This is a genomic window from Aurantiacibacter sp. D1-12 (genome assembly GCF_028858515.1).
In the GTDB taxonomy this organism is placed as follows: domain Bacteria; phylum Pseudomonadota; class Alphaproteobacteria; order Sphingomonadales; family Sphingomonadaceae; genus Alteraurantiacibacter.
Genome location: NZ_JAPJZJ010000006.1, coordinates 22,737 through 37,735 on the forward strand (window position 1 = coordinate 22,737; position 14,999 = coordinate 37,735).

Consider the following 14,999-nt stretch of genomic DNA (forward strand, 5'->3'; position numbering starts at 1 on the left):
TCAGCCCCACAAACAAAAAGCCCCGGAAGCGTGAACTCCCGGGGCCTTTGTCAGCCAGCGCTGATGAACGAGGGCTTATTCCTCGCCACCATCCTCTGCCTTGGGTTCTTCCGCCGGAGCCGGTGCGGCTGCGGCCATTGCTGCTGCCATTTCCTCTTCGGACATCGGGGCATCGGCTGCCTCTTCTTCCTCTGCGGCAGCGAGAGCTTCCTGCTCCTTCTTGTACTTGGCGCGGATGGCCGCGTCGCGCGACGAAGCCGTCACGCGCATGCGGTTCATGCCGGCACCCGTGCCAGCCGGGATCAGGCGGCCCACGATCACGTTCTCCTTGAGACCGATCAGCGTGTCCTTCTTGCCTTCCACCGCAGCCTGCGTGAGCACGCGGGTGGTTTCCTGGAACGAAGCGGCGGAGATGAACGAGCGCGTCTGCAGGCTCGCCTTGGTGATCCCGAGCAGGATCGGCGTGCCTTCGGCCTTCTTCTTGCGCGGGGCAAGCTTGGCATTGGCTTCGTTCATTTCTTCCAGATCGACCTGCTCGCCCGGAAGCAGCGTGGTGTCGCCACCGAAAGTGATCTCGACCTTCTGCAGCATCTGGCGAACGATCACCTCGATGTGCTTGTCGTTGATCTTCACGCCCTGCAGTCGGTAGACTTCCTGGATCTCGTTCACGAGGTACTCTGCGAGCGCCTCGATGCCGAGAACTTCCAGAATGTCATGCGGGTTCGGCGAACCGGAGATGAGCGTATCGCCCTTCTTCACAAAGTCGCCTTCCTGCACGTCGATCACCTTGGTCTTGGGAACCAGGTATTCGACCGGATCGCCCTCTTCCGGAACGATCGCGATCTTGCGCTTCGCCTTGTAGTCACGGATGAATTCCATCCGGCCGGAGATCTTGGCGATCACGGCAGCATCCTTCGGAATGCGCGCTTCAAACAGCTCGGCAACACGCGGCAGACCACCGGTGATGTCGCGCGTCTTGGCAGCTTCACGCGATGCACGCGCAAGGATGTCACCCGCTTCGACTTCCTGACCGTCTTCAACCGAGAGCGTCGTGCCCGGAGCCAGCATGTAACGCTGTGCTTCGGTTTCTTCGCCCTTCTTGGTCTTGCCCTTGCCCTTGGCATCGTCTTCACCAAGGAAAGTCAGGCGCGGACGCAGGTCTTCCTTCTTCGAACGACCCGTGGCGCGGTATTCGGTCACCACACGCTGGGCGATACCGGTGGCATCGTCCACACGCTCTTCCAGTGTTTTGCCTTCGACAAGATCCTGGTAGCGGACGGTACCCGCCTGTTCGGTGATGATCGGCAGGGTGAACGGATCCCACTCTGCCAGACGATCGCCTTCCTTAACCTTGGCGCCGTCCTTGAACATCAGGACAGTACCGTAAGGCACACGGTGGATGGCGCGTTCGCGGCCTTCGTTATCGACCACGACCATTTCGCCCGAGCGGGCGAGCGAAAGGCGACGGCCCTTCTTGTCGGTGATCGTCGGCATGTCGCGGTACACGACCTTACCGTCCGAGATGCTTTCGAGGTGGCTGGTTTCGTTCACCTGCGCCGCACCACCGATGTGGAAGGTACGCATGGTCAGCTGGGTGCCCGGCTCACCGATCGACTGTGCGGCGATAACGCCGACAGCTTCACCGATGTTCACCGGCGTACCGCGAGCAAGGTCACGGCCATAACAGGTCGCGCAAACGCCCTGCTCGGCTTCACAGATGAGCGGCGAACGGATCTTGGCGACCTGTACTTCGGCCTCCTCGATTTCCTTCACCAGCGCTTCGTCCACCATCGTGCCGGCCTTGACGATGACTTCGTCGGTGCTGGCATTGATGATGTCTTCGGCAACCGTACGGCCAAGGATACGTTCGCCGAGCGAGGCGATAACCGAGCCGCCCTGAACGATGGCACGCATGTCCAGCGCGTTCTTGGTCTTGCAGTCCTCTTCCACGATGACACAGTCCTGCGACACGTCGACGAGACGGCGGGTCAGGTAACCCGAGTTTGCCGTCTTAAGAGCGGTGTCGGCCAAGCCTTTACGCGCGCCGTGGGTCGAGTTGAAGTATTCAAGAACGGTCAGACCTTCCTTGAAGTTCGAGATGATCGGGGTTTCGATGATCTCGCCCGACGGCTTGGCCATGAGGCCGCGCATACCGGCAAGCTGCTTCATCTGCGCGGGGCTACCACGCGCGCCCGAGTGGCTCATCATGTAGATCGAGTTGATTTCCGCCTGACGACCATCGTCGTCCTTCGGCATCGCCTTAATCTCGTCCATCATGGCGTTCGCAACCTGGTCACCGCAACGCGACCACGCGTCGATCACCTTGTTGTACTTTTCCTGCTGGGTGATGAAGCCATCCTGGTACTGCTGCTCGTAATCGGCAACCAGCGCCTTGGTTTCTTCGATCATGCCGTTCTTGCTGTCCGGAATGATCATGTCGTCCTTACCGAACGAGATGCCGGCCTTGAACGCGTGGCGGAAGCCAAGCGCCATGATGGCATCGGCAAACAGCACCGTGTCCTTCTGACCGGTGTGACGGTAGACCTGATCGATCACGTCACCGATTTCCTTCTTCGTCAGAAGGCGGTTCACCACGTCATAGGGAACGGTGTGCGACTTCGGCAGGCATTCGCCGATCAGCATGCGGCCCGGCGTGGTTTCCACGCGCGCCATGTATTCCTTGCCGTTCTCATCCGTCTGCGGAACGCGGGTGTGGATCTTCGAGTGCAGCGTAACCGCACCGACGTAAAGCGCCTGATGCACCTCGTCGATATCGGCCAGCACCTTGCCTTCGCCCGGCTCGCCTTCGCGGTCCATCGAAAGGTAGTAGAGACCCAGAACCATGTCCTGCGAAGGAACGATGATCGGCTTACCGTTGGCAGGCGAGAGGATGTTGTTGGTCGACATCATCAGCACGCGCGCTTCCAGCTGGGCTTCGAGGCTCAGCGGAACGTGGACAGCCATCTGGTCACCGTCGAAGTCGGCGTTAAAGGCCGAGCAGACGAGCGGGTGCAGCTGGATGGCCTTGCCTTCGATCAGCACCGGCTCGAACGCCTGGATGCCAAGACGGTGAAGCGTCGGCGCGCGGTTCAGAAGAACCGGGTGCTCGCGGATCACTTCGTCAAGGATGTCCCAGACTTCCTTGCGTTCTTTCTCGACCCACTTCTTCGCCTGCTTGAGGGTCATCGAGAGACCCTTCGCATCGAGGCGAGCGTAGATGAACGGCTTGAACAGTTCGAGCGCCATCTTCTTGGGCAGACCGCACTGGTGCAGCTTAAGCTCAGGGCCGGTCACGATGACCGAACGGCCCGAATAGTCGACGCGCTTACCCAGAAGGTTCTGGCGGAAGCGGCCTTGCTTGCCCTTGAGCATGTCGGAAAGCGACTTCAGCGGACGCTTGTTGGCACCCGTGATCACGCGGCCGCGGCGACCGTTGTCGAACAGCGCATCGACAGCTTCCTGCAGCATGCGCTTTTCGTTGCGGACGATGATGTCCGGCGCGCGCAGCTCCATCAGGCGCTTCAGGCGGTTGTTACGGTTGATCACACGGCGATAGAGATCGTTGAGATCCGAGGTCGCGAAACGGCCACCGTCCAGCGGCACCAGCGGGCGCAGTTCGGGCGGAATGACCGGCACGACTTCAAGGATCATCCATTCCGGACGGTTGCCCGAATCGATGAAGCTTTCAACGACCTTCAGACGCTTGATGATCTTGGCAGGCTTGAGCTTGGACTTAGTGGTTTCCAGCTCTTCGAGCAGATCCGCACGTTCCTGTTCAAGGTCGAGGTCCATCAGCATCAGCTTGACTGCTTCGGCACCGATGCCGGCGGTAAAGGCGTCTTCGCCGTACTCGTCCTGTGCTTCCAGAAGCTCGTCTTCAGTGAGCAGCTGGAACTTCTCCAGCGGGGTCAGGCCCGGCTCGGTGACGATGTAGCTTTCGAAGTACAGCACGCGCTCGAGCTGCTTCAATTGCATGTCGAGCAGCAGGCCGATGCGCGAGGGCAGCGACTTCAGGAACCAGATGTGCGCAACCGGAGCAGCAAGCTCGATGTGGCCCATGCGCTCACGACGCACCTTGGTGACGGTGACTTCAACGCCGCACTTTTCGCAGACGACGCCCTTGTACTTCATGCGCTTGTACTTACCGCACAGACACTCGTAATCCTTCACCGGACCGAAGATGCGCGCGCAGAACAGGCCATCACGTTCCGGCTTGAACGTGCGGTAGTTGATCGTTTCCGGCTTCTTGATTTCGCCGAAGGACCAGCTGCGAATGCGCTCGGGCGAGGCAAGACCGATCTGGATCTGGTCAAACGTCTCCGGCTTGGAGAGCTGGTTGGTGAATTTGGTCAGTTCGTTCATTTTTCACTTCCCTTGGGGGGATTAACAGGGGTTGGCGGGGAGGCGACCCGTGGGGCCGCCTGACCCCTGTTATTCAGCTGCCATCAGCGCAGGATCGTCATCGTCGTCATCGGTGCCATCCGTCAGGCTGGTGAGTTCGACGTTGAGGCCCAGCGAGCGCATTTCCTTGACGAGAACGTTGAAGCTCTCCGGAATGCCGGCTTCGAAGGTATCGTCACCCTTGACGATCGCTTCGTAGACCTTGGTACGGCCGATCACGTCATCCGACTTGACCGTCAGCATTTCCTGCAAGGTGTAGGCGGCGCCGTAGGCCTGGAGTGCCCAGACCTCCATCTCACCGAAGCGCTGGCCACCGAACTGCGCCTTACCGCCCAGCGGCTGCTGGGTGACAAGCGAGTACGGGCCGATCGAGCGGGCGTGGATCTTGTCGTCGACCAGGTGGTGCAGCTTGAGCATGTAGATCACGCCCACGGTCACCTTGCGGTCAAACGCTTCACCGGTGCGGCCGTCATACAGTGTCGACTGGCCCGATGAATCGTAGCCTGCCTTCAGCAGCATGTCGGTCACGTCACCTTCGTTCGCGCCGTCGAACACCGGAGTGCCCATCGGAACACCTGCGCGCAGGTTTCCGGCGAGTTCGGCCAGCTCTTCGTTGGTGCGGCTGGTGATGTCACCGTGATACTGCTCGCCGTAGACGTCCTTCAGCTTGTCCACGAGCGCGGCAGGCGGCTTGCCTGCCGTGATGTCGGGATTGGCTGCACGCCATTCGTCGAGCTGCTCGGCGATCTGGTGGCCAAGGCCACGCGCTGCGAAACCGAGGTGGGTTTCGAAGATCTGCCCGACGTTCATGCGCGAAGGCACGCCCAGCGGGTTGAGCACGATATCGACCGGCGTACCGTCTTCGAGGAACGGCATGTCTTCTTCCGGCAGGATGCGCGAAATCACACCCTTGTTACCGTGACGGCCGGCCATCTTGTCGCCCGGCTGCAGCTTGCGCTTCACGGCAACGAAGACCTTGACCATCTTGAGCACGCCCGGAGCGAGCTCGTCACCACGCTCAAGCTTCTCCTTGCGGTCCTCGAACTTGTCCTTGATGGCCTTTACCGCTTCATCATACTGGCCTTTCACAGCTTCGAGCTGAGCCTGCATGTTGTCATCGGCAACGGCGAACTTGAACCAATCGCGCTTGTCGACACCTTCCAGAACCGACGCATCGATCTTGGTGCCCTTCTTCACGCCTTTCGGCGCGGCAGAAGCGGTCTGGCCGTCGAGCATTTCTGCAAGGCGGTTGTAGGTCGCGCGGTTGAGGATGTTGCGCTCGTCTTCGCTATCCTTCTTGAGGCGTTCGATTTCCTCGTTCTGGATGGCGCGCGTACGGTCATCAATTTCGATACCGTGACGGTTGAAGACGCGGACTTCCACGACGGTCCCTGCAACGCCCGGCGGCAGGCGGAGCGAGGTGTCGCGCACGTCGCTGGCCTTTTCACCGAAGATGGCGCGCAGCAGCTTTTCTTCCGGCGTCATCGGGCTTTCGCCCTTCGGCGTGATCTTGCCGGCCAGAATGTCGCCCGGGTGCACTTCGGCACCGATGTAGACGATGCCCGCCTCGTCGAGGTTGCGCAGGGCTTCCTCGCCGACGTTCGGAATGTCGCGGGTGATGTCTTCCGGGCCAAGCTTCGTGTCGCGAGCCATGACTTCGAATTCCTCGATGTGGATCGAGGTGAAGACGTCGTCCTTCACGATACGCTCGGAAATGAGGATGGAGTCCTCATAGTTGTAGCCATTCCACGGCATGAAGGCGACGAGCGCGTTCTTGCCGAGTGCGAGTTCACCCAGGTCGGTCGAGGGACCGTCTGCGATGATGTCGCCCTGCTCGACCACGTCACCCACCTTCACCAGCGGACGCTGGTTGACGCAGGTGTTCTGGTTGGAGCGCTGGAACTTCTGCAGCGTGTAGATGTCCACGCCCGGGTTCGTCGTATCGACTTCACCCGAGGCACGGATCACGATGCGTGTGGCGTCAACCTGGTCGACAATACCGCCGCGGGTCGCGCCGATCGCAGCACCGGAGTCGCGGGCAACAGTTTCTTCCATGCCGGTACCGACCCAAGGCGCTTCGGCCTTGACCAGCGGCACAGCCTGACGCTGCATGTTCGATCCCATCAGCGCGCGGTTGGCGTCATCGTTTTCCAGGAATGGAATGAGCGATGCGGCGACCGAGACGAGCTGCTTGGGCGAAACGTCCATCAGCGTGACTTGCTCGTTCGGGCTCATCACAAACTCGCCGTTCTGGCGCGCCGAGACGAGCTCTTCGACGAACTGGCCCTTCTTGTCGGTTTCAGCCGATGCCTGCGCGACGGTGTGCTTCTGCTCTTCCATCGCCGAGAGGTAGTTCACCTCCTTCGACACCTTGCCGTCCTTCACCGAACGGTACGGCGTTTCGATGAAACCGTACTTGTTCACGCGGGCGAAGGTCGACAGCGAGTTGATCAGACCGATGTTCGGGCCTTCCGGCGTTTCAATCGGGCAGATACGACCATAGTGCGTCGGATGAACGTCGCGGACTTCGAAGCCAGCGCGCTCACGTGTAAGACCACCCGGGCCAAGCGCCGAAACGCGGCGTTTGTGGGTGACTTCCGACAGCGGGTTGGTCTGGTCCATGAACTGCGACAGCTGCGAAGAGCCGAAGAATTCACGCACGGCAGCAACCGCAGGCTTCGCGTTGATCAGGTCATTCGGCATGACAGTCGACACGTCGACCGAGCTCATGCGCTCCTTCACAGCACGCTCCATGCGCAGCAGGCCGACGCGGTACTGGTTTTCCAGCAGCTCGCCCACCGAACGCACGCGGCGGTTGCCGAGGTTGTCGATGTCATCGACTTCGCCCTTGCCGTCCTTCAGGTCGACAAGTTCCTTCACCACAGCAAGGATGTCTTCCTTGCGCAGAGTGGTGACGGTGTCTTCGGCATCAAGGCCAAGACGCATATTGAGCTTCACGCGGCCAACTGCGGAAAGGTCATAGCGCTCGCCGTCGAAGAACAGGCCTTCGAACAGCGCTTCCGCGGTTTCCTTGGTCGGCGGTTCGCCCGGACGCATCACCTTGTAGATGGCTTCGAGGCCTTCTTCGCGGTTCTCTGCCTTGTCGACAGCCATCGTGTTGCGCATCCATGCACCGGTGGTGACATGGTCGATGTCGAGCAGTTCGAGCTGGTCGATACCGGCAGCGTCGAGCTTTTCGAGATTCTCCGGCGAGACTTCCTCGCCCGCTTCGATGTAGATGCGGCCGGTCTTCTCGTCGATCAGGTCGGCGCTGGCGTAACGGCCGAAGATTTCCTCGGTCGGGATCAGCAGGGTCTTGAGACCATCCTTTTCCGCCTTGTTCGCAGCGCGAGGGGATACCTTCTGGCCAGCCGGGAAGACTTCTTCACCGGTCTTGGCATCAACCAGCGCGAAGGCCGGCTTGGCACCGCGCCAGCTTTCAGCGACGAACGGGATTTCCCAGCCCTCGCCAGTCTTCTTCTTGCCCTTGCCACCGGCACGCTTCCAGGTGACCTTGTCATAGAAGTGATCGAGGATCTCTTCGCTATCGAGGCCCAGTGCATAAAGCAGCGCGGTGACCGGCAGCTTGCGCTTGCGGTCGATACGCACGTTGACGATGTCCTTGGCGTCAAATTCGAAATCGAGCCACGAACCACGGTACGGAATAACGCGGGCAGCGAAGAGGAACTTGCCCGAAGAGTGCGTCTTGCCGCGGTCATGGTCAAACAGCACACCCGGCGAACGGTGCATCTGGCTCACGATCACGCGCTCGGTGCCATTGATGATGAACGTGCCGTTCCCGGTCATGAGCGGCATGTCGCCCATATAAACGTCCTGCTCCTTGATATCGAGCACGGAGCGGGTTTCAGTTTCCTGGTCGACTTCGAACACGATCAGGCGCAGCGTCACCTTCATCGGGGCTGCATAGGTAATGCCGCGCTGGCGGCATTCGGTGGTGTCGTACTTCGGCGGCTCAAGCTCGTAATTCACGAAGTCGAGTTCGGCAGTCCCGGCGAAATCGCGGATCGGGAAAACGCTGCGCAGCGTCTTTTCCAGGCCGGACACATAGTCGGTCGCCGGATCGGAGCGCAGGAACTGTTCGTAGCTTTCGCGCTGCACCTCGATAAGGTTCGGCATTTCCACGGCTTCGTGGATGTCGCCGAAGATCTTGCGGATGCGCTTCTTCTTGGAACCCTGGAGTTCAGGAGCTTTCGCTTTGGTCGCCATAATAAGGACGGGCCTCTTCTTCGCGTATGCGCGCCGACGCGTATCGGCGCTGATAAATCAAGCTGTGCGGGAAGGTCGCGTGAGAGGTGCCGGACGCCAAAAAGGCCGCAAACAGGCGCGCTCCGGTTGGGAGCACTGCCTTCGCAGCCTTGATCCAGTTGTCTCACGCAGATGCCGAAGCTTCCGTTCTTTGATGAACCCCCGCGTTAAGGCCCACCTTGCTCGAAGCATTTCAGCGATGGCGGCTATATAGGAGCCGTGTTGGATTCGGTCAATGGGGTGGACTGGATCAAACGTGACGAATATTTGCGCCCGATGATGACATTTGACGAAATTCGCGAAGCGTCAAAAAGGCAGCTCGCCTCTGAGCGCGCTCAAGCAGGTGAGATAACTGAAACAACACCTCCCGCAATAACTGATAAAATCGTAGATTTCGCTGCGAAACTCGGCGGGCCTACGCCAGCTTATGTGCCGGTCGTTGACGATCCATTTGGTCTGTATGGCTGGTGTAGCGATGGCGTTATCGAGAAAGTGAGGCACGACGGTGGATCCATCGTGTTTGGTTGGACTATCTGGGAATGGCCAAATGTCATGCTGACGGCCGAGTTTCACGCGGTCTGGCGCGACCTTGGCGGAAAACTGCAAGACATAACTCCAAAGCCAGCCGAGCAATCCAGAATCCTATTCCAGCACGATCCAAGCTATCCAGAGGATTTCAATTTCGACAATCGTCCGCGAAATCGTCGGACGCCTCTCTACCCGACTGTTGACGCGCATGCCCAAGTAACCCTCAGAAAGTCCAATGTCTCAGTTGCGCAACTCAACTATGAGGAGCGTCGAGCAGCGAAAGCTGGATTGTCCCTCGATGATTGGTTGCTATCCAAAGTCAAACCTGACGAGTTCTCCGAAGCGGTCGATCAGAGATTCGTCTCGCTGGCACGTGAGCGACTAAGGCTCCAAGAACGGGTTAAGAAGTCTGCTCCCAAACTAGCCGGGTAGGGAAAATCCCCTCACCATCCGCTACACCCGCTCCCCATGAGCAATGCCCGCCCTCGTGGACGCCCTGCGCATCCTGACACTCTTACGCCTGCCGAGTGGCGGGTGGCGGAGGGGGTGCGGCATGGGCTTTCCAATCCGCAGATCGCGGCGCGGCAGGGGGTGAGCCTCGATGCGGTCAAGTTCCACGTCTCCAACATTCTCGGCAAGCTGGGGCTTTCCAGCAGGGCCGAGCTGCGGCGGTGGACGGGCGTGGCAGCGGACTCGGCAATGGTGAAAGGACAAACGGCTATGACAGAAGGCACTTCAACAATCGGCACCATCGGCCAGATCGCGCGGACGGTAAGCGATATCGACGCGGCGCGGACCTGGTACCGGGATGTGTTGGGGCTCGAGCCGCTGTTTGATGCGGGCAATATGGCCTTCTTCTCCTGTCAGGGCACGCGGCTGATGCTGGTCGAGGGCGAGGCAGGGCCGGAATCGATCCTCTATTTCACCGTCGCAGGCCTGCACGGCAGCCTTGCCCGGATCGAAGCCGCCGGAGCAAAAGTGGCGAGCGCCCCGCACCGCATCCACACGCACGAAGACGGGACCGAGGAATGGGTGGTTTTTGTAGAGGACAATGACGGGCGCCCGCTCGGCCTGATGGCGAAAGTCGCGCCCGCCGACTGATTCGTCCGTCATCGCGCACGGAGAACTTTCCTACAGATATGCCAATTTGGCAGGCCGGAAGATAACAGGTGCCTCCGGACCCCGGAGGCTATGCCGCCCATGTGTCAACTTCGTTTCTGATATGCAAAGCATTGATATAGCAAGATAAAGAACCGCATTGAGCTATCGTCACGATGTCAACTTCGTCACCCTGCATCCTCCCTGCTTAACGCAAAACGATACGCTGCATATCGTTTTTCAATATTATTGATTGACAATAAGAATCGAATCGATCATATCGTTTTTCAACAAACGAGATAAAGGAGATCGATAAATGACCCGTTTTACCAACAATGCACTCGCCGCTTTTGCTGCCATCGTCATCATGGCCACCAGCTTTACCGCCGTTACCAGCGTGCCCATGGATGCGCAGCCTGTGGCCGTCACTGCCACGATGCTGGCCTAAGCCAATTCAAAGAGGGGACCTCTTATGAGCACACTCACCAATGATCCGCTGCTGATAGCCGCCAAGGCCATCATTTATTTCATGCTCGGCGTAATCGCCTTTGCCGGCATCATCGTCGCGATTGCCATACCCGGCGTGTTCATCTTTGGCGCAGAATTCGCCGGAGAACTTGCATCGGGTGAGCTGACAATGGGCAACAAGGTGCTTGTGTCGGCCTTCCTGGCTGCGGTTGCCGGACTGCTGTTCCTCGCCTGGCGCTTCCTCTGGGCCATGCTCAACATCGCCAAGAGCGTGGGCGAAGGCGACCCCTTCGCGCCCGCCAATGGAGACCGCCTGACTACGATGGCGTGGATTGCGCTCGCAATAAACGTGCTGGCGCTGCCCGTTGCCGGATTGGGCGTCTTCATCGCACAGACGATCGGTGAAGAGACCGGCTCTGTCGATGCAAGCCTCGACTTCGGCGGCATTCTGCTTGTCCTCGTCCTCTTCATCCTCGCCCGCGTGTTCCGCCACGGCACCGCGATGCGCGACGACCTGGAAGGAACCGTGTGATGGGCGCTGATTCAGAAGGAACCAAGATCATGGTCAAATTGGACGACCTGCTGCACGAACGCCGCATGACGCTGACCGAGCTAGCCGAGCGTGTCGGCCTGACCCTCGCCAACCTCTCGATCCTCAAGACCGGCAAGGCCAAAGCGATCCGTTTCTCCACACTGGAGGCGATCTGCCGCGAACTGGAGTGCCAACCGGGCGACTTGCTGGAGTATGGCACCCGCTTCGAATCCGATTAAGGTCCAACGCGGCGTTCCTGCTTCAACAGGGACGTCGCCACGTACCGCCGCGCAAAGCTTTTACTGACCTTGCAGATGCGAGGAATAGCCGGACTGAACGCGCATCAGAAGCTCGGCGAAGCTCCCCGAGGAAAGAGAACTGATATGTCGCATTCTCAGCGATTTCCCCGTTGCATGAACTGGCTCCGCTCGATGGTGCCAAGCTGCGTAAGAGCGGCACTGGCGATACTCGCGACCTCGATCGCCATTTCGTCTGGCGCGCAAGCTCAGGTGCAGCCACTTCCTCCGGAACTGCGAGGCGAGATCGAAGGGATAGTAGAGGAAGCAGAGGTTCCCGGGACAGCAGTGGCCGTTATCGAAGGAGGGGAGCTGCGCTTCCTTGAGAATTTTGGCACAAGCGATTTGGCACGCGAACGCCCGGTTGACGATGAAACGATCTTCAGGGCCGGATCGATCAGCAAGAGTTTCACTGCGATCGCGATTATGCAACTGGTCGAGGACGGCCGTCTTCAACTCAACGGTCCGGTGTCAGATTACTTGCCCGATCTGGTGATCGATAACCCTTGGGAGGCGACAGACCCGGTGCGCGTGGTCCATTTGCTGGAGCATACAGCAGGCCTGAACGATATCGCTTTCAGGCACTATCTGATCGAAGGATCGGAATACACAATCGCCGACGCAGTAAGGCTGTATGGCCCATACCGTTCTCGTTGGCGGCCGGGCTCGCGGACGTCGTACAGCAATGCCGGGCCAGTAATTGCTGGCCGCATCGTCGAGATCGTATCGGGTCAGCAATTCGAGGATTATGTCGCAGAGCATGTCTTTGGACCTCTTGGCATTGAGAACGCCAGCTGGACGCGAACGGCAGCGGTGGAGCGGAATCTTGCAGACAGCTTCTCCTTCGATGGAATGACGCCAGAACCATTTGTCGAGATCGTGGGCAGACCCAGCGGCTCATTGAACGTTTCCGCCAGCGAACTGGCGTTGCTTCCGATGTTGATGCTGCGTCGCGGCACCTGGCGCGGTGAGCAATTGCTTTCTTCGGCAAGTATTGATCGCATTGAGCGCCCGAGTTCTTCCGACGCGGCGAGGGCAGGTCTACAGTTCGGATATTCGCTCGGTAACGATCCCAACCTTGAAGGCAGAGTGACTTTCTTCGGCCATGACGGATCGATCGATGGCTTCGTGTCGACTGCACGATATGCGCCAGAGCTGAACGCGGGCTACGTGGTCCTGATGAACATGACTTCCCCGGCGCTGGCCGATGTTGCGACCGCAGTTCGTGCCTACCTCGAGCGCGAGGCAAGGGAGCCTTCGATTGTGGCGGCGCCCATCCCTGAAGAGCTGCGACAGATGCTCTCCGGACAGTTTCAGACCTCGACGCCGCGGCGCAGCTTCCTGGCTCCATTGATCGGCCTGTCCCAGTGGGAAGGCGCCCGGCTCGAAGGCGATAGCTTGCGCTTCAAGGGCAAGAACTGGACGCATGTGGGAGACGGGCGTTTTCACGCAGAGGGCGAAAGCGCGCCGGGTCTCATCGCACTGGCTGACGGCGATGGGTTCGTACTGCAATCCGGGACCGTGACCTATCGCAGGTCGAGCACAGCCCAGATGTGGCTCAAGTTGATCACTGTGGTCTTGATCGGCGCAGTTTCAGTTGCAGCAGCGATCTACACGCCGGTGTGGCTTTTTGGGGCGTTCAGAGGAAAGCTTGCGGAACGAGGCGGCGTCGCCCCTCGCGTTCTGCCAACCCTGGCGCTTGTCGTGGCCCTCGCGGCAGCAATCGCACCCTTGATGCTGTTTGGCACCGGCAGTTTCGAGTTGCTTGGTCAACCGACAATCATGGGGTGGCTCGTCTTTGCGATCACGTTCGCAGCACCATTCGTCGTGGTGATCAGCGCGGTCTGGTTCTGGCGTCGCCGAGGTAACCGGGTCAGTACATTGATCGGCATGACTCAATTGACCGCAGCGTCGATCATCTGTCTCTACCTGATGCATGGAGGCTGGTTTGCGCTCCGCATCTGGAACGCCTGATCAGAGTTTTTTTGGAACACGCGAAAACCTGACCCGTTGGGTCGGCATAACGGAAGCCAAAAAATTCTGGAAGGATTACAACATGAAAAAGCTTATTTTCATCGCCGCACCACTCGCCTTTGCCGTCACCGCGTGTGATGGTCCAGCGGAGGAAGCCGGAGAAGAAGCGGACGATATCATGGAAGCCCAGGGCGACATGATGGACGAGCAGGCTGACGTTGCAGAGGCCCACTCAGAACTCGCCGAAGAGCGCGCGGACGCAGCCACCTCTGAAGCCGACGAAGCCGCTCTTGAAGAGCACGCGGAAAACCTGGAAGAAGAAGCGGATATGCTGGAAGACGCGGCAGATCAGATGTAGGACAAACGCACATCAGCAGCATACGGCCCGTTGGCCAGCACTGCGATACACGAGCAACGGAGAGCGGGCGTTCGAGCGCCCGCTCTCTTGTTTTGCCCTAGCTGGCCTCGTCGAAACTCTCGGCTTCTTCGTCTTCCCTTCTCCCGCGAAAGAAGATGAAGCCCATCACCAACAGCAGGACAATCCCAGCACCGATCATGCCGAGCGAGCGGCTCATGCTGGCAGGCTCCCAGCCCGGCTCAATCACCATGAAATCGGGCGCGAGACCGGGACCACCGATTTGCAACGCTTCTTCCCGCGTCCAGCCGTGTGGCAGATCACTGCTGATCAGTCCTTCGATAGTTTCGGCTCGGGCGTATCCGGCTTCCAGAGCTTCCAGTTCATCGAGCGCCGCAATCGCATCGGCTATCTGCGTCTCGTCCACCGGCGCACCAGCCGCTTCTTGCTGGGCGACGTACATTTCACCTTGCTGGATCCGCATGTCGAGCGCGCGCGCCTGCTCGATGGCATCGGCAAGTTCTGCGCCCTCTTGCGGCATCATCAGCCGTGCCTGTTCCATCGGCTCGATTGTCTCGGGCAAGACGAAAACGAGCATGCCGTTGCTTTGGATCTGACCGTTCTGCTCATCTTCCTGGTAAAGTGATTGGAGCTCATTCCAGGTCGCCCCGGTGATACGATACCAGCCTTCAACCGGCTCGCCGGACGCGAGCTCGTCCATCGTAATGTCCTGCCGCTCGCCGTACGTGTTTGCCTGGTGGGCATCGAGCCCGCCAAACGCAATTAGTCCCAAGCCGGCAATCAATCCCACAACACTCAAACGCATTCCTCACAACCCTCTCCGCGAGCCAACGCTCGCGATACGATCCAAACTGTCCAGGAAAACTGCTGTCTTAGCGATGACAGGGCGTACGCCAGTCGCGGCGCTCCCATTATTCCCCCGATCCTGAGACGTACCGCTCAACCAAAAGCGCGCAGAATGCAATTCTTGACACTCTGCCCATTTTCGCTAAATGCGCGCTCGACCGGTTCGCCGGTCATCCGTCCGAGACAGTTGGTGAGCCGAATTGGCGGCTCTTAA

At 59.4% G+C, this 14,999-nt stretch carries 10 protein-coding genes; 7 read left to right on the forward strand and 3 right to left on the reverse strand.

Annotated features, from left to right (window positions below):
* Positions 1-75: 75 nt before the first annotated feature.
* The gene (rpoC, locus tag OOZ52_RS12115; protein WP_274698793.1) at positions 76-4,362 is read right to left on the reverse strand and encodes a DNA-directed RNA polymerase subunit beta'; all 4,287 of its coding nucleotides are present in this window, start codon (positions 4,360-4,362) and stop codon (positions 76-78) included.
* A 69-nt stretch (positions 4,363-4,431) separates the two neighbouring features.
* Positions 4,432-8,628 (reverse strand): DNA-directed RNA polymerase subunit beta, encoded by a 4,197-nt coding sequence (rpoB, locus tag OOZ52_RS12120; protein WP_274698794.1) that lies wholly within the window; start codon positions 8,626-8,628, stop codon positions 4,432-4,434.
* 261 nt (positions 8,629-8,889) lie between these two features.
* Here rpoB and OOZ52_RS12125 point away from each other — a divergent pair, with 261 nt between their 5' ends.
* The 7 genes from OOZ52_RS12125 to OOZ52_RS12155 all read left to right on the forward strand — a co-directional run bounded on the left by OOZ52_RS12125 (position 8,890) and on the right by OOZ52_RS12155 (position 13,921).
* Positions 8,890-9,627, forward strand: coding sequence for a hypothetical protein (locus OOZ52_RS12125; protein ID WP_274698795.1), 738 nt, complete (start codon positions 8,890-8,892; stop codon positions 9,625-9,627).
* Between the two features lie 36 nt (positions 9,628-9,663).
* Positions 9,664-10,296, forward strand: a complete 633-nt coding sequence (locus tag OOZ52_RS12130) for a LuxR C-terminal-related transcriptional regulator (protein ID WP_274698796.1) — start codon at positions 9,664-9,666, stop codon at positions 10,294-10,296.
* A gap of 313 nt (positions 10,297-10,609) precedes the next feature.
* Positions 10,610-10,741, forward strand: coding sequence for a hypothetical protein (locus tag OOZ52_RS12135; protein ID WP_274698797.1), 132 nt, complete (start codon positions 10,610-10,612; stop codon positions 10,739-10,741).
* A gap of 24 nt (positions 10,742-10,765) precedes the next feature.
* Positions 10,766-11,293 carry a DUF2975 domain-containing protein gene (locus OOZ52_RS12140; protein WP_274698798.1) on the forward strand — a complete coding sequence of 176 codons (528 nt, stop codon included), beginning with the start codon at positions 10,766-10,768 and terminating at the stop codon, positions 11,291-11,293.
* Positions 11,293-11,532 (forward strand): helix-turn-helix domain-containing protein, encoded by a 240-nt coding sequence (locus OOZ52_RS12145; RefSeq protein ID WP_274698799.1) that lies wholly within the window; start codon positions 11,293-11,295, stop codon positions 11,530-11,532. Before OOZ52_RS12140 ends, OOZ52_RS12145 begins: the two co-directional genes overlap by 1 nt.
* Before the next feature lie 174 nt (positions 11,533-11,706).
* Positions 11,707-13,563 (forward strand): serine hydrolase domain-containing protein, encoded by a 1,857-nt coding sequence (locus OOZ52_RS12150; RefSeq protein ID WP_274698800.1) that lies wholly within the window; start codon positions 11,707-11,709, stop codon positions 13,561-13,563.
* A gap of 82 nt (positions 13,564-13,645) precedes the next feature.
* Entirely contained in the window at positions 13,646-13,921 is a 276-nt protein-coding gene (locus OOZ52_RS12155) for a hypothetical protein (RefSeq protein ID WP_274698801.1), read from the forward strand.
* Between the two features lie 97 nt (positions 13,922-14,018).
* Here the strand turns inward: OOZ52_RS12155 and OOZ52_RS12160 are convergent, their stop codons facing one another.
* Positions 14,019-14,744, reverse strand: a complete 726-nt coding sequence (locus tag OOZ52_RS12160) for a hypothetical protein (protein ID WP_274698802.1) — start codon at positions 14,742-14,744, stop codon at positions 14,019-14,021.
* Positions 14,745-14,999 lie beyond the last annotated feature (255 nt).